A 22,894-nucleotide genomic window follows, 5' to 3' on the forward strand; every position below is an offset into this window, starting at 1 on the left:
GGGAACCGCCTCGTGCGGGGGAGTCCCGGACGGGGGAGGCCGGGGCGGGGCCGCCGCGGGTGCGGGTCAGCCCTTGAACAGGTTGTGGCCGACGTCCGACGGCACGAGCTCCTTCACCGGCGTGCTGTCCCCGTCGGGCACCCGGGCGCCGGGGACCGGCTCGTCGCTCTCGCGGTGCAGCAGCACCACGCCCTGTTCGGCCCAGACCTGCCGGTAGCCGTGGGCGAGCAGCAGCGCGATCCGCTCGGCCTGCTCCACGTCCGACTGGAACGGGAAGGTCCGGGTGTCGGACCGGATCAGGACGTACTCCCGGCCGCGCGGCACGCCGTCGACGAGGACGGTGTCGGTCCGGCCGACCAGCCGGGGCACCACCTGGTTGTCGGCCTCGACCCGGGCGCCGTCGGGGATCTGCCCGGCGCCGCGGACCAGCGCCGCGTTGCTCGCCGAGGGCCGCCAGCCGGCCGGTGTCAGCAGGCTGATCCCGCCCAGCATCACGCTGCTCGCCAGCGAGACGGCCACCACGGCGAGGCCGAGACCGGTACCGGCCCGCCGCCGCAGGCCGCCCCGGGCGTGCAGGCGGCCGAGCGCCTCCAGGGTGGCGGTGAGCAGCACCGGCCAGAGGAAGGCGTCGTAGTGGTGGGCGATCGACCAGTGGTTGGCGTTGTCGGAGAGGACCCGCTCGGCGAGCAGCGGCAGCAGGCAGAGCGTGGTCGCCGAGCGCAGCGGGAGCAGGAACAGGGTGCCGAACAGCCAGAGCACCAGCAGCGGCTTGAGGGTCGCGTTGGTGGCGACCCGGAGCAGCAGCAGCGGGTCGCCGAGCACGTTGGTCAGCGCCGTCCCGGCGTCCGGGCCGATCGGGCCGTAGACCCAGTAGTAGTCCGGCTGCCCGCCCATCGCGGGGATGAGCCACACGATGGCGAGCGCCGAGGCGAGCGGGCCGCCGACCAGGAGCCCGGCGCCGTACAGCAGGCCCCGCCGGTCGCCGGCCCGCTCGCCCTGCCGGTCGCCGCGCGGGCGGTTGCGCCAGAGCAGGACCAGGCCGTAGACGCCGACCAGCAGGCCGAGGTCCTCCTTGGTGGCGCAGAGCAGCGCGGCGGCGAGGGCCGCGGTCCCGTACCGGCGGGCGAGGCCGCGTTCGAGCATCAGCAGGGTGAGCGGGACGGCGAAGGCGACTTCGTGGAAGCCGCCCCGGCCGGCGGCGAGCAGCGGCCAGCCCAGTCCGTACACCAGACCGGCGAGGTCGGCTGCCAGGCGGGCGGCGCGGGTCGCGCGGGTCGCGCGGGTCGCGCCGGGGTCCTCGTCGCGGGCGGTCGCGGAGGCGTCCCCGCCGGGTCCGGCGGCCGGTGCCGACGCGTCGGCCGGTACGGGGGAGGGGAGCCGGAAGCAGTGCACGGCGATGCGGCGGACCAGCGGGACGCCGGCGGCGAGGAGGAGCGCCTGACCGAGGATCAGGGTGCGAGGGTCCTCCCAGATCCAGTAGAGCGGGGCGAGCGCCGCCAGCACCGGTGAGAAGTGGTCGCCCAGGAGCGAGAACTCGGGTGGGAACTCGTGGTGGTAGCTCTTGACCGGCGCGACCGGGAGACCGAAGTGCGCGTAGGCCGCGACACCCTGGTGGAAGATCCCCAGGTCGAAGCCGCCCAGTTGGACCGCCGACCACTGCTGCAGCCCGCAGGCCGCGGTGACCGCTAAGCAGAGGAACGTCAGGACGGCCGTCCGGCGTCCGGAGAGCGCGGCGGTCCGTGGCGCGGGCGGTCGGGAGGCGCGCGGCAGCAGCGGCCGGATCGTACGGGTGGACGGGGTGAGTCCGGTTTCGACTGGCACGTGATCCCTGAAGTGGTCGGAGTCGGAGGCAGGTGGGCCGGGTCCGGCCGGGCCTGCCCGGTGGGGCCGGCCCGGGGCCGGGCCGGACTGTGCGTCGGGCGGGACCGCGGGCCGGTCCCGTCCGACGGCCGGTCAGCCGGTGGTCCCGGCCTGCTCGGTGGCGGTCCGCCGGAGCAGGGTGATGCCGTGCTCGCTGCGGACGACGTGGTAGCCGCCCTGCTTGGCGAGGGCGACCTCCTCGCGTTCGCGGTCGGGCGACAGCGGCCAGCCCATCGGCCGGCCCTCGTCCACCACGATCCACTCGGCGGTCGACCAGCTCTGCGGCCAGCCGAACACGATGACCTCGCAGCGGTTGGTCAGCTGGGGCACCAGCCGGTTGGACGCGGAGACCCGGGCGCCGTCCGGGACGGCGGCCAGGACCGACCGGGCGGCCTCGACCCGCGCCGGGGTGCGCCAGAGTTCGAGGCCGAACAGCTGGCTGAACGCGAAGCCGGGCAGCAGGACGAGCGTGACCGCGAGGCTGACCGGCAGCGCGGCCCGGGCGGCCCGCCGGTGCAGCACCCCGGGGTTGGCGCGGGCCTTCACCAGGACGTCCACGAAGGCGAGGAACACGATCGGCATCAGGACGGCGCTGTAGTGGTAGCCGGTGCCCCAGTAGGCGGGGTTGTTGGAGAGCAGCCGCCAGCCGAGGGTGGGGAGCGCGACCAGCAACAGCGGGGACCGGACGGCCAGCAGCATGGTCGGGGCGAGCAGCAGCAGCACGGTCCGGACCTTCTCGCCCGGGGTGATGAGGTCGAGCGGGAGGGTGAGCAGGTTGCGGCCGCCCGAGCCGCCGCTCAGGTTGTCCCAGTAGGCGAAGCTGCCGCCGGGGCTCATCGCGGGCAGCAGCACCAGCAGTTCGAGCAGTGAGGCGGCCACGCCGAAGGCGACGGCGGCCGCACCGATCCGGCGGTTGCCGCGCCAGAGGATGTACCCGCCGACGGCGGCGACGGTGATGCCGAGGTCCTCCTTGACCAGGACCAGCGGCGCGGCCCAGGCGAACGCCGCCGCCCACCGCTGCTCGCCGAGCGCCGCCACCGAGAAGGCGACCAGCGGGACGGCGAAGCTGATCTCGTGGAAGTCGAAGCCGAGCGCCGAGGCCAGGCCCCAGGAGGCCCCGTAGCCGAAGCCGGTGATCAGGGCGGCGGCGGGCCCGATGCTGCGCAGCGCCCAGCGGCTGATCGGCACGGCGGCGACGGCGAGCAACGCGGACTGACCCAGCAGCAGGACCTTGGCGGAGGGCCAGATCCAGTAGAACGGGGCGAGGACGGCCAGGATCGGCGAGAAGTGGTCGCCGAGGAGGTTGAACCCGGGGCCCTTCAGCTCGACGATCGGTCCGCGTCCCTCGGCGTAGCCGCGGACGCCCTGCTCGAAGATACCGAGGTCGTACCCGCTGGTGAGGAGAAGGTCGTGGCGGCGGACGGTAAAGAAGGAATAGACCAGGAATAGGGCGAGGGCGACCGCCCAGGGGATGAATCGCACCCGCCGATCGGCGGGGGATGGTGCGACCGATGGTTCGTCACCCTCCGTCCTTCGATGGAGTGCAGCGGTGAGTGTACTAATGGTCACTGAACATCCCCGTCGTTCCGGGTCGAGTGGTCTGTGCGGCCGATTCTCGCCAGCTGTTCGAGGCGGCGGGCGGGTTCAGCCACGAGCGAACGCCGTCGGGCGTGTCGGCCCCCGGGCGGGCACCGTAACATGGAGGTGCCCTCCCCGGCGATTGAGGCGTCGGGGAGGGCGTTTCATCGATGACCCGTCGTCAGGCCGTGCTGCCGGTCAGCCGGTGACCGGCTGATGCTGGATCAGTTCCACTTCTGGTACGAGCCGCCGTTGCCGCCCAGGGTGTAGACGTTCCCGTTGACGTTGCTGTCCAGGTAGAGCCCGGTGGCGACGTTCTGGTAGGCGTAACCGTTTCCGGCCCAGCTCTTCACCCACTTCTGGTAGTTGCCGCCGTTGCAGCCGAGGGTGTAGGCGTTTCCGGCGCCGTTGCTGTCGAGGCAGAGCCCCGTGGCGAGGTTCCGCAGGGTGTAGGTCGATCCGCCCAGGTCGTTGGCGTACCAGACCTGGTAGGAGCCGCCGTTGGCGGCCAGGGTGTAGACGTTGCCGGCGCCGTTGCTGTCGAGGACGCGGCTGGTGGCGAGGTTCGTGAGCGTGACGTAGCCGGAGGCGGCGCTGGCCTGGCCGGAGACCAGGACCGTCATCCCTCCGGCCAGGATCGCCGTCGAGGCGACAAGGGCAGCGGTGCGCTTGGCGAGCTTCATCGCATTTCCTTTCGATGCCGACCGGCCCTCCGGCCGGTCGACATCGAACTTATCCAAGGATTCCCCTTCGCAGGTTTTCCGGATCTCCGGAAATGCCCGGGTTCGGCCACTCGGAATTGGGTGGTCCGGATTTCTGGAGTATGAACGGAATAATTCCCGCCGGTTCGCGGGCGGGTGGAAATCGATATTCGGCGGGTCCGTGCTGAACAGGGGGTCCCGGGGGAGGATGTCATGGCAATGTCAGACAAAGGACGTGAAAGCCGCAAACCCGGCGCTGCGGCGCCCCGGGCCGCCGCGCGGGAACTTGGCCGGATCCGGCCGGGGCGGGGCCCCGGCCGGCCGTGCCGGTACCTCAGGCCACCCAGACGGTCGTGACGTTGCAGAACTCCCGGATGCCGTGGCCGGACAGCTCCCGGCCGAAGCCCGAGCGCTTGACCCCGCCGAACGGCAGCGCGGGGTGCGAGGCCGTCATGCCGTTGAAGAACACCCCGCCGGCCTGGATGTCCCGGACGAACCGCTCCTGCTCGGCCGGGTCCTCGGTCCAGACGTTGGAGCTCAGCCCGAACGGGGTGTCGTTGGCCAGGGCCAGCGCCTCGTCCAGGTCGGCGGCCCGGTAGACGGTGGCGACCGGGCCGAAGGTCTCCTCCTGGTGGATCCGCATCGCCGGGGTGATGCCGGTCAGCACCGTCGGCTCGTAGAACCAGCCCGCGTCCAGGCCCTCCGGGCGGCGCCCGCCGCACTCCACCCGCGCACCGTGCGCCCGCGCGTCCTCGACCAGGTCGGCCAGCTCGTCCCGGCCCTGCCGGCTGGCCAGCGGGCCGACCTCGGTGGCCTCGTCCATCGGGTCGCCCACCCGCAGGGCCCGCATCGCCGCGGTGAAGCCGGCGGTGAACCGCTCGTAGACGTCGGCGTGCGCGATGAAGCGCTTGGCGGCGATGCAGGACTGGCCGTTGTTCTGCGCCCGGGCCCGGACGGCGGTGGCGATCGCCGCGTCCAGGTCGGCGCTCGGGAGCACCACGAACGGGTCGCTGCCGCCCAGCTCCAGCACCGCCTTCTTCACCTCGTCGGCCGCGGTGGCCGCGACCGCCCGCCCGGCCGGCTCGCTGCCGGTGAGGGTCACCGCCGCCACCCGGGGGTCGCGGATCACGCCCTCCACCGCACCGGAGCCGATCAGCAGGGTCTGGAAGCAGCCCTCCGGGAACCCGGCCCGGCGGAACAGCTCCTCCAGGGCGACCGCCGTGCGCGGCACGTTGGACGCGTGCTTGAGCAGGCCGACGTTGCCCGCCATCAGGGCCGGTGCGGCGAACCGGACCACCTGCCAGAGCGGGAAGTTCCACGGCATCACCGCCAGCACCGCGCCCAGCGGCCGGTACCGGACGTAGGCGCGGGCGGCGCCGGAGTCGGCCACGTCGGCCGGGTCCGGATGCTCGTCGGCGAGCAGCGCCTCCGCGTGCTCGGCGTACCAGCGCATCGCCTTCGCGCACTTCGAGGCCTCGGCGCGGGCGGCGGTGAGCGGCTTGCCCATCTCCTCCGTCATGGTCCGGGCCACCGCTTCGAGGTCCTGGTCGAGCAGGTCGGCGGCCCGCCGGAGCAGGTCGGCCCGGTACGGGAAGGAGCTGGTGCGGTAGCTGCGGAACGCCTCCTCGGCGCGGGCCAGCCGGCGCTCCACGCCGGCGGCGTCCAGCGGCTCGAAGGTCTCCAGGGTCTCGCCGGTCGCGGGGTTCACGCTTGCGATGGGCACGGGGGCACTCCCAGGGGTGCGTGGGCGGGTGGTTCCGGGGTCTGCCCCTCACCCTCGCCGACACCCCCCGTGCGGACGCGCCATGACCGCCCGGCGTGTCCTGCCGGGCGGTCGGCCCGCGGTGGTCGCCGCGGCGTCGGCGGGCTCAGTCCGGCAGCGACTCCACCCGGGCCGCCGCCTCCCGCGCGCGGGCGCCGGCCCTGGTCCGGCCGGCCGTGATCAGGCGGTTCGGGAAGCGGTGCAGGTACTCCGCCTCCAGCTGCCCGGTCCGCAGGGTGTGCCGCTTCAGCGCATCCTCCGAGCCGTACAGGAACGTCTCGTGGCGGGTCCGGTGCAGCTGTTCCAGCTCGTGCAGCAGCGTGTCGTTGCCCAGGGCGTGCGGGGAGATGCCCTCCGGCCTGGGGTGCGGGGTGTCGGGGTGCTGCATGTGGTCAACCTCCTCGGCGGAAGCCCCCCGCCTAGCCGGTGCCCCGCCGCGGGGCCCGGTACACCCGTTGGCGAGGGGTTGCGCGACGGCTCCTCCGGTGATCCGCGGAGCGTCCCGCCGATCGCGCCGATCCGGGCGGCCGGGGCGGCCGGCCAGGGGTGACCGGCTGCCCGAAGAGGGGTGGTCGGATCGTAGGATGAAACCTTCGCATGCTTACCACTTACCCTGAACAGGCACTGATGTCACTCCCCAAGGCCGAACTCCACCTGCACATCGAAGGCACCCTGGAGCCCGAGCTCGCCTTCGCGCTCGCGGCCCGCAACGGCGTCACCCTGCCGTACGCGGACACCGAGGAGCTGCGCCGTGCCTACGCGTTCAGCGACCTGCAGTCCTTCCTCGACCTCTACTACGCGCTGATGGCCGTGCTGCGGACCGAGGAGGACTTCGCCGACCTCGCCGAGGCCTACCTGGCCCGGGCCGCGGCCCAGGGCGTCCGGCACGCGGAGATCTTCTTCGACCCGCAGGCGCACACCGCCCGGGGCGTCCCGCTCGCCGTGGTGGTGGACGGCCTCGGACGGGCGCTGGACCGGAGTGCCGAGCGCCACGGCATCAGCACCAGGCTGATCATGTGCTTCCTGCGGGACGAGTCCGCCGAGTCCGCGCTGGAGACCTTCGAAGCCGCCCGCCCCTGGTTCGGCGGGCGGATCACCGGCATCGGGCTGGACTCCGCCGAGGTCGGCCACCCGCCCGCCAAGTTCCGCGAGGTCTACCGGCTCGCGGCCGAGGCCGGACTGCACCGGGTCGCGCACGCCGGGGAGGAGGGCCCCGCCGCCTACATCACCGAGGCCCTGGACGTGCTCGGCGTCGAGCGGATCGACCACGGCCTGCGCTGCCTGGAGGACCCGGAGCTGGTCGACCGCCTGGTGCGCGAGCGGATCCCGCTCACCCTCTGCCCGCTCTCCAACGTCCGCCTCCGCTGCGTCGACACCCTCGCCGACCACCCGCTCCCGGCGATCCTCGACGCCGGATTGCTGGCCACGGTCAACTCCGACGACCCCGCCTACTTCGGCGGCTACGTCGGCGACACCTACGAGGCCCTGGCCGAGGCCCTGCACCTCGACCGGGAGACCCTGCGGCTGCTCGCCGCCAACTCCTTCCGGGCGGCCTTCCTGACGGAGGAGCGGCGGGCGGAGCTGCTGGCCGAGGTGGCGGCGTACGAGTTCCCGGACGGCGACGCCTGACCCGACCTCCCGGGGAGGTCCGGGGCGGCGCCGCCCGGGAGGCGGGCTCAGTGCCCGGCCGCGCCGCCCGGTCCGGCGACCCGGGCGCGCAGCGCGTCCAGGTGGTGGAGGGACTTCAGGACCTCCTGCTGGTCCACGCCGAAGTCGATGAGGCAGGCGATCTCGTCGACGCCCATCGCCGAGAGCCGGCGCACCACGTCCGCGCCGTCGTCGACGGTGCCGAACAGGCCGACGTCGGAGAAGAGGCGGTCGAAGGACCGGGTGAGCAGGAAGTCCCGGTCCCGGGTCGGTATCCGGTCCACCGAGAAGCCGTCCGCCCCCGGGGCGGCCGGGCCCGAGGACTGGAGGTCCATCGAGCTGCGGAGGAAGTCGGTGAGCGGCTCGCGGACCAGCTCGCGGATGCGCTCGCGGTCCTCGCCGAGCATGGTGTGCAGCATCAGTACGACGTGGCCGCTCGCCGGGTCGTGGCCCTCCTCGGCCAGGGCCTCCCGGTAGGTGGCGATGTTGCGCTCCAGCGCGTCGTGCTCCTGGCCGAGCTGGTGGGTCAGCACGCCCGCGCCCAGCCGCCCCGCGATCCGGAAGGTCTGCGGGGAGCCGGCGGCCGTGATCCAGATCGGCAGCTCGGGCTGCACCGGGCGCGGGAAGAGCCGGACGGCGCGCCGCTCGCCCTCGGCGCCGTCGAACTCGACCTCCTCGCCGCGCCACAGCCGCTGCACCGTGCGGGCCGTCTCGACCATGATGTTCTTGCGGTCCTGGAAGTTCTCCGGCTGGAGCACGAAGTCCCGGACGTGCCAGCCGGAGGCGAACGAGACGCCCACCCGGCCGCCGGAGAGGTTGTCGACGGCGGACCACTCCTCGGCGATCCGGATCGGGTGGTGCAGGGGGGCGACCACGCTGCCGGCCCTGATCCCCACCCGCTCGGTCACCGCGGCCAGCGCGGCGCTCGTCAGTGAGGGGTTGGGGAACTGCCCGCCCAGGCGGTGGAAGTGCCGCTCGGGGGTCCACACCGCACGGAAGCCGTGGGTGTCGGCGAAGCGGGCGCTCTCCAGCAGCAGCTGGTACCGGTCCCCGTCGGTGGCGGTGTCGGCGAAGAAGAAGAGGCTGAGGTCCATGGGACTTTTGGGGGGGTTCTGCGGGGCGGCCGGGCCGCCGGGGGGCCCGCCCCGCCGTGCGCGTCAGTGCGCTGCGGCGCCGGTCCCGCCCGCAGCATGGGCGATCGCCACGCACACCACCAGGCCGCCCTGGTGACTGAGCGACAGGTCGATCCGGTCGATCCCGGCCTGTTCGGCGACCGTCCTGGCGCCGCCGCTGAGCCGGACCTCCGGCGCCCCGTGGGCGTCGGCGAGGACCTCGATCTCCCGCCAGCCCAGCCCCTGGCCGAGCCCGCGGCCGAGGGCCTTGGCGGTGGCCTCCTTGGCGCAGAACCGGCCGGCCAGGTACTCCTCGCGGCGCGGGCCGGTGAGCCCGTCCGCGCGGGCGAGCTCGGTCGCGGAGAAGACCATCCGCCGTCCGCCGGGGTGGGCGGCGATCCGGGCGAACCGGGCGATCTCCAGCAGGTCGATGCCGATCCTCACGGCTGCCCGCCCGTCCGGCCGCCCCCGCGGACGAGGGCGCGCGCGACGTGCAGGCGCTGGATGTCGCTGGTGCCCTCCATGAACTCGAAGGCGTTCACGTCGCGGGTCCACTTCTCCAGCAGGGGGTGGTCGGCCTGGGCGGCCGGGCCGAGCGAGCGGACCGCCCAGCGGGCGGCCTCCCGGGCGGCGGCCACCGCGGCGATCTTGGCCTGACTGGGGAGCCGGCCGTCGTCCCGGTCCCGGTCCAGGGCGGCCCCGGCCCGGTAGACGAGGTCGCGGCAGGCCTCCAGCCGGGCCGCGACCTCGTCGAGGCCCGGTGCGCCCGGACGCTCGGCGCGGACGAGGTCCACGCAGGCCAGCCCGGTCCCGACGGCGAGCGCGGCCACCTGGGGGCGGACCGTGTTGAACACCCGCACGGCCCCCCACAGACCGCGCCGGGTGGGCGGCAGGTGCCGGGCCAGCAGGCGTTCCTCCGGCACGGCGACGCCGTCGAGCCGGATCTCGGCGAGGGCCGCGCCGCGCAGGCCCACCATGGGCAGCGCCCGCCCGTCGAAGCCGGGGTCGGCGGCCTCGACCAGCGCGGCCCGGATCGACAGCGGCCCGCTCCCGGTCCGGGCGAAGACCACGCCGACCGCGCCGCGGGCGCCGTTGCCGATGTACTTCTTCGTGCCGTGCAGCCGGTACAGGCCGGGGTCCTCGCGCCTCAGCGCGGTCTCCATCCCGGCGGCGTCGCTGCCCCGGCCCGGCTCGGTCACCGCGAAGAACGCCCAGGTGGCGCCGTCGGCCACCGCGCGGTGGAACCACTCCTGCTGCCCGTCGTCGCCGAGCTGGTCGACCAGGATCCCGGTGAGGCTGGGCCCGGGGGCGGCCAGCACCATCCCCGCGTCGCCGTGGGCGAGTTCGACCATCCAGACGAGGGTGTCCAGGGACGACCCGGTGGAGTAGCCGAAGGGGCCGACGCGCAGGGGTTCGCCGCCGAACCGTTCCGGGGTGGTGCACCGGCGGATCAGGTCGAAGGCGGCGGTCTTGAGGTGCGGTCCCGTTCCGTGCGGGTCCGCGTCGAGGGCCATCGCGTGCGCGCGCAGCTCGCCCGCCGTCTCGGCGGCGGCGCCGCGCAGCGCCCTGAGCCGTTCGTCGAGTTCGACCACGGTCACCGGTCTCCTTCCGCGGTGCTCGGCCGGGCCAGCCAGAGGTCCGCGGTGAGCGCGGACAGGTGGAGGCTGCGCGCCGGATGATCGGTGAGGTAGCCCTCGGCGCCGAACAGGCGGGTGGCCGCCCAGCCGGCCTCGGTCAGCCGCTCGTGGCGGGCCCAGACCGCTCCGGCCGGGGCGTCCTGGTCGGCGGCGGCCTCCCGGACGGCCCCGGACCAGGCCAGCTCGGCCTCGGTGGCCACGTCGGCCAGCGATCCGCCGACGAACTGGTGGTCGATCAGCGGGACGCCGCCGAAGCGCCGGGCCGAGAGCCGCTCCACGGCCGCGTCGAGCAGCCCGGAGAGCACCCCGATCCGGACGGCGGTCAGGGCGGCGGCGGTACGGCCGGTCAGCCCGGGGCCGGGCCCGGTGCCCGGGGTGTCCGCCGCGAAGCGGACCAGGGCGAGCCCGTCGAGGGCCGCGAACGGGTGGGGCAGCACCTCGGTGCCGCCGGGGCCGTCCGTCCCGGCCGGCAGGACGGCGACGCCGCCGGGGGCCGTCGCCGCCGCGTCGACGCCTTCGAGTACGGCGGCCAGTCCGGCGGCCAGGCCGCCCTCGCGGCCGAGGTCCCGGTAGCGGGCCAGGTCGGTGGAGGTCCGGTTCACGCGGCGGCTCCCGGGCGCAGCCCGGCCTGGAACAGCCGGCCGGAGTGCGGGTCGTAGTCGGCGATCACGGTGTACCGGTCCGGCGTCCAGTGCTCGGCGAGGGCCGCCCAGGCGCTGGTGCAGAGGCGGTCGGCCGCCCCCTCCACCAGGTCGCACGAGGCCCGCAGGGCCGGGTCGAGCCGGTCGGCGAGCATCCGGCCGGCCACGATCCTGACCCCGGGCACCTGCCGGGCCAGTTCGCCCAGCGCCGTGTTCGGGTCGACGGACCGCTCGGTCACGAAGTCGAGCTCCGCGTCGCCGGGCGCCGTTCCTTCCCCCGCCGTTCCTTCCCCCGCAGGTCCGGCGGCCTCCGCGTCCGGGCCGGCCGTGTGCACCAGCACCGCGCAGTCGTCGCCGGGCCGGGTGTCGGGGTCGGCGTAGGGCAGCGTGGACTGGTCCAGGACGAGTACGGCGCCCTCGGCCAGGCCGCCGGTCCGACGCAGGCCGGCGAGGATCCGCAGCGCCGTGAAGGGGGCCCCCACACCCTGGCCGGCCACCGAGAAGACCTCGGGGCCGCCCGGGCACCGCTCGGCCAGGTAGCAGCCCGCCACCTCGACGACGCTCAGGTCGGGCAGGTGGTACGCGAGCACGAGCCTGTCCAACGGGGGCAGCGGGTGCTCCAGGCCGTCGAGCAGTTCCCGCGCCATGTCGGTGAAGCTGTTGCCACCGCCCCGCGCGTGGCGCTCGTGGTCGGGTTCCTCGCCGAAGGAGGCGAGGAAGTCCGTCATGAACCTCAGCTCGGTCCCGGCCAGCCGGGCCGGCCGCCGCCCGGGGAAGGCCCGGGCGGTCGGCCGGCTCAGCCGCAGGGCCGCGGGGCCGGCCGGGCGGGCGGCCGTGCGCGGCCCGCCCCACGTCGTCTCCGGCATCGGTCAGTGCGCCGGCTCTTGCCCGGCGGACAGGTTCGCGTCGATGTACTCGGTCAGTGCGCCGACCGTCTCGAAGACCTCCGGGGTCAGCTCGTCCGGGTCGATCTGCAGGCCCAGCGTGTCCTCCAGGGCCATCAGCAGCTCGATCACGCTGGTGGAGTCGAGGGCCAGGTCGCTGAAGAGCCGGGTGTCCGGGGTGAGTTCGGGCAGGTCCTTCTTCAGGACGGCGGCGAGCGCGTCCCGGAGTGCGTCGGTCGTGGTGATGTCGTCGGTGGTCAAGATCGTCTCAGCTCCTTCGTGATGTGCTTCGGTGTCGCGTCGTGCGGTGTCGTGCGGTGTCGTGTCGCGTCGTGCGGTGCCGTGAGGCGTCCGGGGTGTCCGCGGTGCGGTGCCGCGCCCCGCCGGTGCCGGTGTCCGTGACGCCGGGTCAGTCCAGCCGGCCGGCCCGGCCCAGCTCGGGGTCGGTCGCCTGCTTGGCGAGGATGTCCTCGACCGAGTCCCGGTGACGCACCAGGTACGAACGGCCGCGCAGCACCACGACCTCGGCGGGGTAGCCGTGGCTGAGGAAGTACACGGGCGAGGCCGAGGGCCCGTACGCGCCCGACTTCAGCACCCCGACGAGGTCGCCGGGCCGCAGCTCGGGCAGGGTCACGGCCTTGGCGATGGTGTCGTTCGGCGTGCAGAGCGGACCCGCGATGTTCCACGGACCGGTCTCCTCGGCCGGGTCGGCCGTCCGGGAGAGCAGCCCGATCGGGAAGTTGCGCTTGACGAACGACCCGATGCCCACGGCGGCCATGTGGTGGTGGGTGCCGCCGTCCGCGACCGCGAAGTTCTCGCCCATGGACTGCTTGGTGTAGCGCACCCGCATCAGGTAGGTGCCGCCGAGCGCCGTCAGGTACCGGCCGGACTCCATGATCAGCCGGGTGTCCGGGTGCGCCGAGGCGAACCGGTCCAGCAGCGGGTTGAGGTCCTTCGCCAGTGCGGCCGCGTCGAGTTCGTGCTCGCCCTCGAAGTAGGCCGCGCCCAGCCCGCCGCCGATGTCCACCGCGTCCAGCCGGATCCCGGTGGCCTGCGCGATCCGCTCCGCGAGGTCCAGGATGTAGGTGGTGTTCTTGACGACCACCTCGGCGTCGAGGATGCGCGTGCCCAGGTAGACCTGGACGCCGGCCACGTCGGCGTGCCGGTACTCCGACAGGGCCGGTCCTGCGGCGAGGACGGCGGCCTCGTCGATGCCGAACTGGCGGGGCTTGCCGCCCATGGTCAGCCGTGAACCGGCGATGGCGAAGGCCGGGTTGACGCGGAGCAGCACCCGCTGGCGCACGCCGTGCGCCTGCGCCGTCCGGTCGATCAGGTCGAGCTCGGCGAGGGACTCGCAGACGATCGCGTAGATCCCGGCCCCGACGCAGGCGTCGACCTCCTGCTCGCTCTTGCCGGGCCCCAGGAAGACCACGTCGAACGGGTCGGTCCCGGCCTCCAGCACCAGCCGCAGCTCGGCGAGGGAGGAGACCTCGGCGCGGGCGCCCGCCGAGTGCAGGACGTCGTAGACGCCCCGGTTGGGGTTGGACTTGAGCGAGAAGAAGACCTCCAGCGAGGGGTGCAGCGCCGCCCGCAGGGCGGCGAGGTTGGCGACCAGCCAGTCGCCGTCGTACACGTACGTCGGGGTTCCGTACTCCGCGGCGATGCCGCTCCAGTCGATCTCGTCGCTCACGGCTTGGCCACCATTTCCTTCAGCAGGGTCTCCGTCCGCTCCCGGGTGCGCCGCACGTCCTGCTCGTCGTCGCCGACGCAGACCGCGTAGAGGCGGCCGTAGGGCTTGCCGCCGGCCAGGAGGGTCGCGTTCAGGGTCGCGAAGTTGTTGATCAGTACGCCGCGCGCGCCGTCGGCCGCGTGGTCCGCGCCGTCGAGGAGCAGCTCGCCGAGGGCGGCCCGCACCTCGTCGAAGCCGTGCACCCGGGCCGGCTGCAGGTCGAAGGTGGTGGCGAGCGCGAACTGCCCGTCCCGGATGAGGCGTTCGGCGATCCGGTTCTGGTAGGTCGCCATGTTGAACCGGGCGTTGATCTCCAGGCAGGGGTAGAGCGTGCCGTCCGCGGCGAGCAGCGCGTCCACGCCGGCCAGCCCGAAGTACCCGGCCGCCGCGAGCTCCTTGCCGATCACCTCGGCGGCCGTCCGCAGCTCGTCGACCTGGTCGGTCCGCAGCGCCGGCGGGAAGACGTGTCCGCGGTGGACGCCGTTCTCGGTCAGCGCGGTCTTCACGGTCTCGAACCGGACCTCGCCGCCCCGGCCGACGACGAACTGGTAGTTCAGGTCGGCCTGCTTCTCGATCCAGCGTTCCACGACCACCGAGACGCGTCGGTCGGTCCCGGCCCGGCGGGCGATCATCCGCAGCAGCTGTTCGGCCCGCTTCGGTTCGTCGAGCACGACCATGCCGCGCCCGGAGACGCCGAGCGACTCCTTGACCACCACGCGGGAGCCGCCCTCGACCAGGTGGGTGTCGAGCGCCTCCTCCAGCTCGCCCAGGGTCCGGCAGACCGAGCCCGGGACGGCGGTCAGCCCGGAGGCGTCCACCAGCTCGCGACTGAAGATCTTGCCGTTGACGTGCTTGCAGACGGCGGCGGTCGGACCGGCCAGCGGCAGGCCCGCGGCCAGCGCGAGGCGCTCCTCCTCCTCCGAGATGCCCAGCGGCATCAGGTAGGTGCGGCCGTCGGCGAGCGCGCGCAGGGACTCCAGCAGCCGGGGCGAGTCCAGGGCGTCCTCGGTGACCGACCGCTCCGGCCGGTTGAGGTCCACCGTCAGATGGACCCCCTCGGCCGCGCCCAGGGCGCGCAGGTAGGCGGCGTAGCCGGGGTCGACGGCCTCCTTCAGCACCACCACGTCGTGCTCGTCGGCCAGCAGGACGCCGACCTCCTCGATCCGGTTGACCGTCGCCGAGGAGAACGACAGGCCGGTGCCGGGCAGCCTCGGCTCGCCCACGCCCCAGACGCGTTCGACCTCGAAGTTGTTCAGGTACACGAAACGGGCGGTCGGATCCCCGACCAGCGCGCTTTTCAACCGGGCGGTGAAACCGCCGGCGGGTGCCGGGTCGTGTGCGGCAGTCATGTCACTCCTCTCTGGCTGCGGTCCCGACGACCGCGGCGGCGAAGGTCCCGCCCTGGCCGGCGGAGACCATGAGCACGGTCTCGCCCGGCCGCACCGCGTTCTCGGCGCGCGCCGTCGAGAGGTTCATGAAGGGGTCCGCACAGAAGCAGTGGCCGGTCCGCGGGACGTTCCCCAGGTAGATCCGCTCCAGCGGGAGGTCCAGGATCCGCGCCGTCGTGCTCCACGAGTACCGGTTGACGTTGTGCGGCAGGACGAGGTCGATGTCGTCGAGTCCGAGACCGGCGGCGTGCACCGCCTCCTGCATGATCTCGGCCAGGGTGGGCGTGTACGCCAGGCGGTAGCGGCGCTGGAGTTCCTCGTCCATGTTCCCGGCCTGGTGGAACTCGCCGAGGGTGCGGTGCGCCACGCTCAGGACCGCGTCCCCCGGCCCGTCCAGCGCGGCCAGCACCCCGGCGGTGGCGTCCCCGAGGACGGACGTCCCCGGGATGTGCTGCATCACGGGGGAGAGGCCCTTCTCGCCGAGCAGGACCAGCGCGGTGCTCCCGGCCGGCTCGGCCGCGAGCAGGGCCTCGACGACCGGCAGCGCGGCGAGGGAGATCGCACAGCCCTGGTGGGACATCGAGAACGCGCCCGCCCCGCCGAGGTCGAGCTTCTGCCGCAGCACGTCCATCCAGCGCAGGCCGGGCGGGGCGACGTGCTGGACGGTGTGCGCGTGGACCAGGTGCCGGACCAGCGAGCGGTCCTCGCCGGCCAGGACCTCCTGGCCGATCGTGAGCAGCATGTCGAGGGTCGACAGGCCCTCGGCGGTGACGATCCGCTCCAGCCCCAGGAACCTGGTGAGCAGCCGGATCTCCGCCTCGGAGACCTCCAGGGACGCGCGCAGGTCCGCGACGGCGGTGCTGTGCTCGGGGATGAAGGGGACGACCTTACGCAGGTACAGCACGGTGTCCCCCTCCCCACGCTCCGGTCCCCGGCGTCCGGGTGCCCCGGCCGGCCGCCGCCCGACGGGTCTCAGCCGGCGTCACGGCACCACTCCAGGACGGCCATGGCGCTGTGGAGCTTGTTCTCGGCCTGGTCGAAGGCGATGCTCACCGGGCCGTCCAGCACCTCGGCGGTGACCTCCTCGCCGCGGTGGGCGGGCAGGTCGTGCAGGAACACGGCCTTCGGCGAACGGGCCATCAGCTCCGCCGTCACCCGGAAGGGCGCGAACACCTGCCGCCAGTCCGGGTCGGGCTTGCTGGTCCCGGTGGTCTGCCAGCGCGTGGTGTACACCGCGTCGAAGTCGGCGGGGCCGTCGTCGAGGTCGTGCCGCTCGGTCACCGTGGACCCGTGCCCGGCGGCCAGCTCCCGGGCGCGTTCGAGCACGGCGCCGGACAGGCCGTAGCCGGGCGGGGTGCGCAGCTCCAGCCGCACGCCCCGGTAGCGGCTCAGCCCCAGGGCGAGCGCCGCGGCCGAGTTGTTCCCCTCGCCGACGTACAGCACGCTCAGCCCGTCCACCGCGCCGAACCGCACGGCGAGCGTGGTCAGGTCGGTCAGCCCCTGGGTCGGGTGCTCCTCGGCGCTCATCGCGTTGACGACCGACATCCGGCGCTGGGACGCCCAGGCGCGCATCTCGGCGGGGTCGCCGGCGGTGCGGGCCACCAGGACGTCCAGCATCCGGGACATCACCCGGCCGGTGTCCTCGGTGGTCTCCCCGGTGTTGAGCTGGAGGTCGTCCGGGCCGTAGGTGACCAGCCCCGCGCCGAGCCGCAGCGCGCCGGCCGAGAACGCGGTGCGGGTGCGGGTCGAGGTCTTGCGGAAGTAGACGCCGACGACGTCGCCGGCGAGCGCGGTGTTCCCCACGCCCTCCCCGGCCGCCGCCCGGCGGGACAACTGCGCGCCGCGGTCGACGACCGCCCGCAGGTCCGCGTCGGACAGGTCGTCGAGTGAGATCAGGTGCCTGCCGGTGCGCTTCGTCATGGTCGGGCCGTCCTCCGTCCGGGCCGCAGGGCGGCCGTCGCTCACCATCGTTCGACCTCGGCGAAGAAGTCCGGCACGTCCTGGACCCGTCCGTCCTCCCGGCCGATCCGCAGCACCTCGTGGCCGACCGCGAGGTCGAGCGCGCCGAGTCCGAACGGCGAGAAGATCCGCGGCCTGTCCCGGCCGAGCGGCAGCTCGCCGAGGACGAGCTGGGCGATCGTGCCGTCGATGAAGTCGCGGTGCCCGAACTTCTCCACCGCCAGGTGCGGCGAGGTCCCGGCGTTCAGGCAGTGCTCGACGTCGTCGAGGACGTTGTGCGAGGCGGCGACCAGCTCGGGGCCGATGTCGCGCAGCGAGATGTTGAGCACGGTCTGGCCGGGGGCCAGGGCGCCCGGCTCCACGATGTACGGGGCGGCGGCGGTCGTCGCCAGGACCACCACGTCGGCGCCGTCCACGGCCTCGGCCAGGGTGGTGTGCGCGGAGGCCCGGTAGCCGAGCGCCTCGGCGTGGCCGGCGGACTTCCGCGCGTACTCCTCGACCCGGTCGTGGACCGCGACCCGGTCGAAGGACCAGCCGAGCGCGTGGAAGAACTCCAGGATGTTGCGGGAGATGACGCCCGCGCCGACGACCGCGAGCCGGCCCGCGGTGCGCGAGCCGTGCAGCTGCTCGGCGCCGAGCGCGGCCGAGGCCGCGGTGCGCGCCGCGCTGATCTGCGCCGCCTCCAGGCACGCGAAGGGGTAGCCGGTCTCCAGGTCGTTGAGCAGCAGGACGGCCGAGGCCCGCGGGATGTTGCGGGCGACGTTGCCGGGGAAGCTGCCGATCCACTTGATGCCGGCCACGCCGTCGGTCGGGCCTGCCGCGCCGTCGCCCGGTCCGTCCTGCGGACCGCCGCTCCCGCGCAGCGCCGCCGGCAGGGCGATGATCCGCGCGTCGGGCTTCTCGGGGAACCGCAGGAAGTAGCTGTTCGGGTTGATCGTCGCGCCGCGGTGGTGCGCCAGATAGGTCTCCCGGACCCGGGCGAAGATCTCGGGTCGGGACGTCTCGATGATGGCGCGGATGCTCTTCCCGCCCATCACCTGGAAGGTGAACATCGGTCAGTTCCTCACCGTCGTCAGCTCGGACAGGTCGTCCGCCGGATCATGGAGGCAGTCCGGGCCGAACTTGTCGGCCACCCAGGAGTCGTCGTAGATGGTGCGCGCGTAGCGCTCGCCGAGGTCCGGCGAGATGGCCACCACGCGGGAGCCCTCCGGAAGCCCGGGCGCCCGCCGCAGCACGGCCCGCACCACCGACCCGGTCGAACCGCCGCCGAACAGCCCGTACCGCCGGGCCAGCCAGCGGCAGGTCCGGACGGTCTCGGCCTCGGAGACCAGGACCACGTCGTCGACGAGCTCCGGGCGGAAGATCTCCGGCCGCCGGCTCGCCCCGATCCCGGGGATGTGGCGCGGCGCCGGCACGCTGTCGAAGTTGACCGAGCCGACCGCGTCCACCGCGATGATCCGGGTGCCCGGCGAGTGCCGGCGGAAGTGCTGGATGCAGCCCATCAGCGTGCCGGAGGTGCCGGTGCCGACGAACAGGTAGTCGATGTCCGGGATCTCGGCGGTGATCGCCGCGGCCGTGCACCGGTCGTGGACGGCCCAGTTCGCCGGGTTCGCGTACTGGTTGAGCCAGACGAGCCCCGGGTCCACCGCCAGCCGTTCGTGGATGTAGGCGATCCGGCCGCCCAGGTAGCCGCCGCCGGCGTCCGGCCGGTTCACCTCGACCACCTCGGATCCGAGGGCCCGGATGATCTCGGTGCTCAGCGCCGGGGTGTTGGGGTCGGTGACGCAGAGGAAGCGGTACCCCTTGGCGGCGGACACCATCGCGAGCGCGATGCCGAGGCTGCCGGAGGAGGACTCGATGAGACTGCACCCGGCGCGGACGACCCCGCGCCGCTCGGCGTCCTCGACCATGCTCAGCGCGGTCTTCAGCTTGATCGACCCGGCGGGATTGAGACCCTCTATCTTCAGATAGAGGTCGATATTCTTGGCCGCGCCGCCGAGATGCAGGAAGACATTGTCCTGGATCATCTCGTACGCGTTTTCATAGATCAATGCTCGTCAACCCCCAATCGGATAATTCAAGGCCGGTCCGTGAATTCGCCTGTCGCCCGTTTTCCCGAATCTGCGGGCAGCCCGATCACCACGGGCAGCACGACCAAAGCGTAGGAGTCGCCCCCACGGGGGGACAGGCAACTGCCCGGCAGCTTCCGACAGGCAGGAAAGTTGCCGTTCCGATTCCTTGTCGCATGCCACGGGCCCGTGCCGTACTTGAGCCATGATTCGGAGGAATTCCACGCTCGCGTCCGGCGGTGAGCTGACCCTCGGCCAGGAGGCACTCTGGCTGATACAGAATCTCGAACCGGACTGCGCCGCCTACAACGTCACCGCGGCCCTGAGCCTGGACTTCCCGGTGGACGTCGCGGTGCTGGAGTCGGCCGTCCGCGCGACGGTCTCCGGCCACCGGCTGCTCGACTCGGTGTTCCGCTCCGACGCGGTCGGCCGGATCCGCCGCCACGGGGGAGCGGCCGCGCGGGCGGACACCCTCCTGGAGGTGCACGAACTCGACCTCGGCCCGGAGGAACTGCGGCAGCACGCACTGGAGCTGACGCGCCGCCCGTTCCGCCTCGACCGGGAGCCGCCGGTCCGCGTCGCCCTGCTGCGCCCCCGCGGCGGCCCGGACGTGCTGATCGCCGTGGCCCACCACATCGTCGCGGACAACGTCTCCCAGTTGCTGATCTGCCGCGAGGTCCTCTCGCGGTACGCGGCGCTCGCGGCGGGTGCCGAACACACCGCCCCGGACGACGGAACCGTGTTCGAGGAGTTCGCGCGGCAGCAGCGCGCGTACCTGGAGTCCCCGCGGGCGGACCGGGCCCGGCAGTACTGGCAGCGCGAACTCGACGGCGTGGCGCGGCACACCGCGCTGCCCGCCGACCTGCCGAGGCCCGCCGTCTACCGGTCCGAGGGCGCGGAGACCGATCTCGCCGTGCCGCCCGACCTGGTGGCCGGCCTGGGCGAGGCGGTGGCCGCGCGCAACGTGACCACCTTCGCCTTCCTGGTCTCGGTCTTCGAGGTCCTGCTCTACCGGTTCGGCGGGCAGACCGACTTCCTCCTCGGCTACCCGGTGACCCAGCGCAGGGGCGAGGACGGGCGCGAGGCGATCGGCTACTTCGTCAACACCCTGCCGCTCCGGGCGCGGCTCGACCCCGACGACTCCTTCGACGCCGTCCTGCGCGGTACCGCCGCCGGACTGTGGCGGGGCCTGATGCACCGCGACTACCCGTTCGCGCTGCTGCCCCGGATCGTGGACCTGCCGCGCGACCCCGGCCGGCCCGGGCTGGTCCCGGTGCTGTTCGTCCTCAACGAGCCCGCCGAGGCGGACCCCATCGCGGCCGCGCTCGAACCGGGCCGGTACGTGGAGCACGCCGGGCTCCGCGTCGCGGAGTACTACCTGCCGCAGCAGCACGGCCAGTTCGAGCTGACCCTCCAGGTGACCCGGCGGGCCGCGACCGTGCAGGCGAAGCTCAAGTACAACACCTCCCTGTTCACCGAGCACACCGCCAGGCAGCTGGCCGCGGACTACCTGGCCCTGCTGCGCTCGGCCGTCGCAGGCACCCTTCCCGCCGCCCTGCGCGATCTGCGCGGGCTGCCGGAGGACCGGCGGCGGCCACCGATCCCCGGAAGCGAGAGTGGAACGATGAAGAGCACGAGCAGCGGCACCGCACGTGCCGAGCGCATCGCGCGGATCCGTGACGTCGCGGTCGCGGTGTTCTCCGTGGCACCCGAGGCGGTCGAGGCGGCCGACTCCTTCGAGGCCGACCTGGGAGTCGACTCCCTGCTCGCCGTCGAGTACACCGTCGAGCTGGAGAAGGCCTTCGACGTCGCCCTCCACGTGAACGAGATCCCCGAGCTGATGGCCGGCCTGGACCGCGCCTACGAGGTGATCGCCGGAAAGGCCGGCTGGTAGGCGCCTCGGCGCCCCACGACCCTGCACGTCACCGCACGTCACCGCACCACCGGGCACGACCCCGCCGCACGGCGCACCCCGCGCACCGCGCGCACCCGGTGCACCCCGCGCATTCCGCGCACCCCGCGCATTCCCAAAGGAGCGTGACTCTCACGATGGCAACCACGACCGCCGGGCACGGGCTCGGCGCACCCGGCACCGAGGGCCCCGACGGCGGCGCGCCGGACCGGCTGGAGCAGCTGACCGCGGCCGGCTGGGTGCTGCCCACCGGGGTACCCGGACTGCTGGGCTTCACCGCGAAGTTCGAGTCGGTACTGACCCGGCTCCAGACGGAGCTGACCGCGGTCGACCCCTCGGCCTCGTCGGGCCCGGCCTGGTACCCGCCGGTCGTCCCCCGCGCGAACATCGACCGCGCCGAGTACGCCGAGTCCTTCCCGCAACTGCTCGGCACCGTGCACGCCCTGCAGGTCGGCGGGGCGTCCGAGGAGGGCCGGGCCGCCGACCGGGCGCCCGGATCGCGGGCGGAGACGGACGTCGTGCTGGCGCCGGCCGTCTGCTACAGCGTCTATCCGCAGATCGCGGACGGCACCATCGAGGAGGCCCGCTTCTTCGACGCGGTCGGCCACTGCTACCGCCACGAGGCGACCAGCGAGTACGGCCGCTTCCGGGCCTTCCGGATGCGCGAGTTCGTCGTGGTCGCCGGCCAGGACGAGGCGTGGGAGTGGCGGGACGCCTGGATCGCCCGCTGCGAGGCGCTGTTCGCCCGGCTCGGCCTGAAGGTCGCCGTCGAGGTCGCCAGCGACCCGTTCTTCGGCCCCGGAGACCGGTTCATGCGCTCCAGCCAGCTCCAGCAGAACCTCAAGTACGAGTTCCACGCGCCGGTCCGCGACGGTGACCCGGGCACCGCGATCGCCTCCGCCAACTGCCACAAGGAGCACCTGGGCGAGCGGTTCGCGATCGACTTCGCGGGGGAGGGGCCGGCGCACAGCTCCTGCATGGCCTTCGGCCTCGAACGGACCCTCTCCGCGCTGATCCACGCGCACGGCGACAACCTCGACGACTGGCCCGACTTCGGCTGAGCCGGCACCGGAAGGGCCCGGTGGTCGGGCGGCGTACCGCCGGACCACCGGGCCCCGGTGCAGGTCGCGGGCCTCGTGGAGCCGGGCCCCGGAGGAACCGGCGGGCCCGGGGGGAGCTCAGGCCCGGCCGCCGCGCTGCAGGACCTCGGCGACGAACGGGGCCAGCCGGTAGTGGTAGTGGTGGGCCGGCTCGGGCAGCAGCAGCGAGGTGTCCAGCAGGTCCGAGACCAGGGTGAGCGGGTTCGGTGACGTGCCCCGGCCCAGCCGGTCGTACTCGGCGGTGACCTCGTCGAGGACGAACCGCCGTGCGGGCAGGGCGGCGATCCGCTCCAGCAGGACCCGGTGGTCGTCGCTGAGCAGGTCGATGCTCCACCGGATGGAGTCGGTCACCGACCGCTGGTGGCGCAGCAGCGCGTGGTCGTTGGACCAGAGCATCTCCGGCGTGGGCCCGTACGAGAGCATCAGGCGGATCGGGACGGCGCGCAGGCACTCGGCGGCGAACTCGATGTAGCGCGGCAGGCCGCCGAGCCGCCGGCAGAGCTCGGCGATGAGCGGCAGGTCCTTCTCCAGCTCGGCGGCGGCCCGGGACTCCGTGCCGACGTGCCGCAGGAACAGCTCGACGGCCGGCGCCGCGGAGAGCGGCTCGCCGGGCGCCTGCTCCAGCGGCAGCGGCTGGATGTCCCGGTTGGCGCCCAGCCGTTCGGTGAGCCGGCGGCGCGTCGTGATGAGGATGTGCACGCCGGGGCGGGTGGCCTGGAGCTCCCGGGTGGCCGCCATGACGCCGGCCGGGATGTGCTCGGCGTTGTCCAGGACGAGGAGCACGTTGGTCTCGGCCTCGATCCCGGCCGCGGGGGGGGGGGGGGGGGGGGGGCCGCCCCCCCCCCCCCCCCCCACCCCCCCGCCCCCCCCCCCCGGGGGGGCCGCGCGCCCCCCCCCCCCCCCCCCCCCCCCCCC

21 protein-coding genes are annotated in these 22,894 nt (G+C 73.8%); 3 read left to right on the plus strand and 18 right to left on the minus strand.

Annotated features, from left to right (window positions below):
- Window positions 1-66: 66 nt before the first annotated feature.
- The 5 genes from ACFWIC_RS25835 to ACFWIC_RS25855 form a co-directional block, all read right to left on the minus strand.
- Window positions 67-1,821, minus strand: coding sequence for a DUF2079 domain-containing protein (locus tag ACFWIC_RS25835; protein WP_380520121.1), 1,755 nt, complete (start codon window positions 1,819-1,821; stop codon window positions 67-69).
- Window positions 1,822-1,953: 132 nt separating this feature from the next.
- Complete coding sequence (locus ACFWIC_RS25840) at window positions 1,954-3,342, minus strand: DUF2079 domain-containing protein (RefSeq protein WP_329952613.1); 1,389 nt, start codon at window positions 3,340-3,342, stop codon at window positions 1,954-1,956.
- Window positions 3,343-3,662: 320 nt separating this feature from the next.
- A complete protein-coding gene (locus tag ACFWIC_RS25845) occupies window positions 3,663-4,121 on the minus strand; it encodes an RICIN domain-containing protein (protein WP_329884297.1) in 459 nt (152 codons plus the stop codon).
- 352 nt (window positions 4,122-4,473) lie between these two features.
- On the minus strand, window positions 4,474-5,862 hold the full coding sequence (locus tag ACFWIC_RS25850) for an NADP-dependent succinic semialdehyde dehydrogenase (RefSeq protein WP_329884299.1): 1,389 nt from the start codon (window positions 5,860-5,862) through the stop codon (window positions 4,474-4,476).
- Between the two features lie 145 nt (window positions 5,863-6,007).
- Window positions 6,008-6,289 carry a DUF6158 family protein gene (locus ACFWIC_RS25855; RefSeq protein ID WP_329884301.1) on the minus strand — a complete coding sequence of 94 codons (282 nt, stop codon included), beginning with the start codon at window positions 6,287-6,289 and terminating at the stop codon, window positions 6,008-6,010.
- Between the two features lie 239 nt (window positions 6,290-6,528).
- Between ACFWIC_RS25855 and ACFWIC_RS25860 the strand changes: the two genes are divergently transcribed.
- Window positions 6,529-7,530 (plus strand): adenosine deaminase, encoded by a 1,002-nt coding sequence (locus ACFWIC_RS25860; protein ID WP_380520122.1) that lies wholly within the window; start codon window positions 6,529-6,531, stop codon window positions 7,528-7,530.
- Between the two features lie 47 nt (window positions 7,531-7,577).
- On the opposite strand, the gene ACFWIC_RS25865 is transcribed toward ACFWIC_RS25860, so the two are convergent.
- The 12 genes from ACFWIC_RS25865 to sbnA all read right to left on the minus strand — a co-directional run bounded on the left by ACFWIC_RS25865 (window position 7,578) and on the right by sbnA (window position 18,925).
- A complete protein-coding gene (locus ACFWIC_RS25865) occupies window positions 7,578-8,642 on the minus strand; it encodes a MupA/Atu3671 family FMN-dependent luciferase-like monooxygenase (protein WP_380520123.1) in 1,065 nt (354 codons plus the stop codon).
- Window positions 8,643-8,705: 63 nt separating this feature from the next.
- On the minus strand, window positions 8,706-9,104 hold the full coding sequence (gene acpS / locus ACFWIC_RS25870; protein WP_329884305.1) for a holo-ACP synthase: 399 nt from the start codon (window positions 9,102-9,104) through the stop codon (window positions 8,706-8,708).
- On the minus strand, window positions 9,101-10,258 hold the full coding sequence (locus ACFWIC_RS25875; protein ID WP_355405490.1) for an acyl-CoA dehydrogenase family protein: 1,158 nt from the start codon (window positions 10,256-10,258) through the stop codon (window positions 9,101-9,103). The genes acpS and ACFWIC_RS25875 overlap by 4 nt, the downstream gene beginning before the upstream one ends.
- A complete protein-coding gene (locus tag ACFWIC_RS25880) occupies window positions 10,255-10,899 on the minus strand; it encodes an acyl-CoA dehydrogenase family protein (protein ID WP_380520124.1) in 645 nt (214 codons plus the stop codon). The genes ACFWIC_RS25875 and ACFWIC_RS25880 overlap by 4 nt, the downstream gene beginning before the upstream one ends.
- Window positions 10,896-11,804, minus strand: a complete 909-nt coding sequence (locus ACFWIC_RS25885) for a hypothetical protein (protein ID WP_380520125.1) — start codon at window positions 11,802-11,804, stop codon at window positions 10,896-10,898. Before ACFWIC_RS25885 ends, ACFWIC_RS25880 begins: the two co-directional genes overlap by 4 nt.
- A 3-nt stretch (window positions 11,805-11,807) precedes the next feature.
- Window positions 11,808-12,083: an acyl carrier protein gene (locus ACFWIC_RS25890; RefSeq protein ID WP_329884313.1), complete on the minus strand. Its 276-nt coding sequence runs from the start codon at window positions 12,081-12,083 to the stop codon at window positions 11,808-11,810.
- Window positions 12,084-12,231: 148 nt separating this feature from the next.
- A complete protein-coding gene (locus ACFWIC_RS25895) occupies window positions 12,232-13,512 on the minus strand; it encodes a type III PLP-dependent enzyme (protein ID WP_329884315.1) in 1,281 nt (426 codons plus the stop codon).
- Window positions 13,509-14,900 carry an ATP-grasp domain-containing protein gene (locus ACFWIC_RS25900; protein ID WP_329884317.1) on the minus strand — a complete coding sequence of 464 codons (1,392 nt, stop codon included), beginning with the start codon at window positions 14,898-14,900 and terminating at the stop codon, window positions 13,509-13,511. The genes ACFWIC_RS25895 and ACFWIC_RS25900 overlap by 4 nt, the downstream gene beginning before the upstream one ends.
- A gap of 1 nt (window position 14,901) precedes the next feature.
- Window positions 14,902-15,843: a 3-oxoacyl-[acyl-carrier-protein] synthase III C-terminal domain-containing protein gene (locus tag ACFWIC_RS25905; RefSeq protein ID WP_380520126.1), complete on the minus strand. Its 942-nt coding sequence runs from the start codon at window positions 15,841-15,843 to the stop codon at window positions 14,902-14,904.
- A gap of 68 nt (window positions 15,844-15,911) precedes the next feature.
- Window positions 15,912-16,859: an ornithine carbamoyltransferase gene (locus ACFWIC_RS25910; protein WP_329952621.1), complete on the minus strand. Its 948-nt coding sequence runs from the start codon at window positions 16,857-16,859 to the stop codon at window positions 15,912-15,914.
- A 41-nt stretch (window positions 16,860-16,900) separates the two neighbouring features.
- The gene (gene sbnB, locus ACFWIC_RS25915) at window positions 16,901-17,950 is read right to left on the minus strand and encodes a 2,3-diaminopropionate biosynthesis protein SbnB (RefSeq protein ID WP_380520127.1); all 1,050 of its coding nucleotides are present in this window, start codon (window positions 17,948-17,950) and stop codon (window positions 16,901-16,903) included.
- A gap of 3 nt (window positions 17,951-17,953) precedes the next feature.
- Window positions 17,954-18,925 (minus strand): 2,3-diaminopropionate biosynthesis protein SbnA, encoded by a 972-nt coding sequence (sbnA, locus tag ACFWIC_RS25920; protein WP_329884325.1) that lies wholly within the window; start codon window positions 18,923-18,925, stop codon window positions 17,954-17,956.
- Between the two features lie 247 nt (window positions 18,926-19,172).
- Between sbnA and ACFWIC_RS25925 the strand changes: the two genes are divergently transcribed.
- Together ACFWIC_RS25925 and ACFWIC_RS25930 are read left to right on the plus strand one after the other, a co-directional pair.
- Window positions 19,173-20,861, plus strand: a complete 1,689-nt coding sequence (locus tag ACFWIC_RS25925; RefSeq protein WP_380520128.1) for a condensation domain-containing protein — start codon at window positions 19,173-19,175, stop codon at window positions 20,859-20,861.
- Window positions 20,862-21,016: 155 nt separating this feature from the next.
- Window positions 21,017-21,940 carry an aminoacyl--tRNA ligase-related protein gene (locus tag ACFWIC_RS25930; protein ID WP_380520129.1) on the plus strand — a complete coding sequence of 308 codons (924 nt, stop codon included), beginning with the start codon at window positions 21,017-21,019 and terminating at the stop codon, window positions 21,938-21,940.
- Between the two features lie 117 nt (window positions 21,941-22,057).
- Here the strand turns inward: ACFWIC_RS25930 and ACFWIC_RS25935 are convergent, their stop codons facing one another.
- Window positions 22,058-22,762, minus strand: coding sequence for a hypothetical protein (locus ACFWIC_RS25935; protein WP_380520130.1), 705 nt, complete (start codon window positions 22,760-22,762; stop codon window positions 22,058-22,060).
- Window positions 22,763-22,894 lie beyond the last annotated feature (132 nt).

Source organism: Kitasatospora sp. NPDC127035, from assembly GCF_042726075.1.
In the GTDB taxonomy this organism is placed as follows: Bacteria; Actinomycetota; Actinomycetes; order Streptomycetales; family Streptomycetaceae; genus Kitasatospora.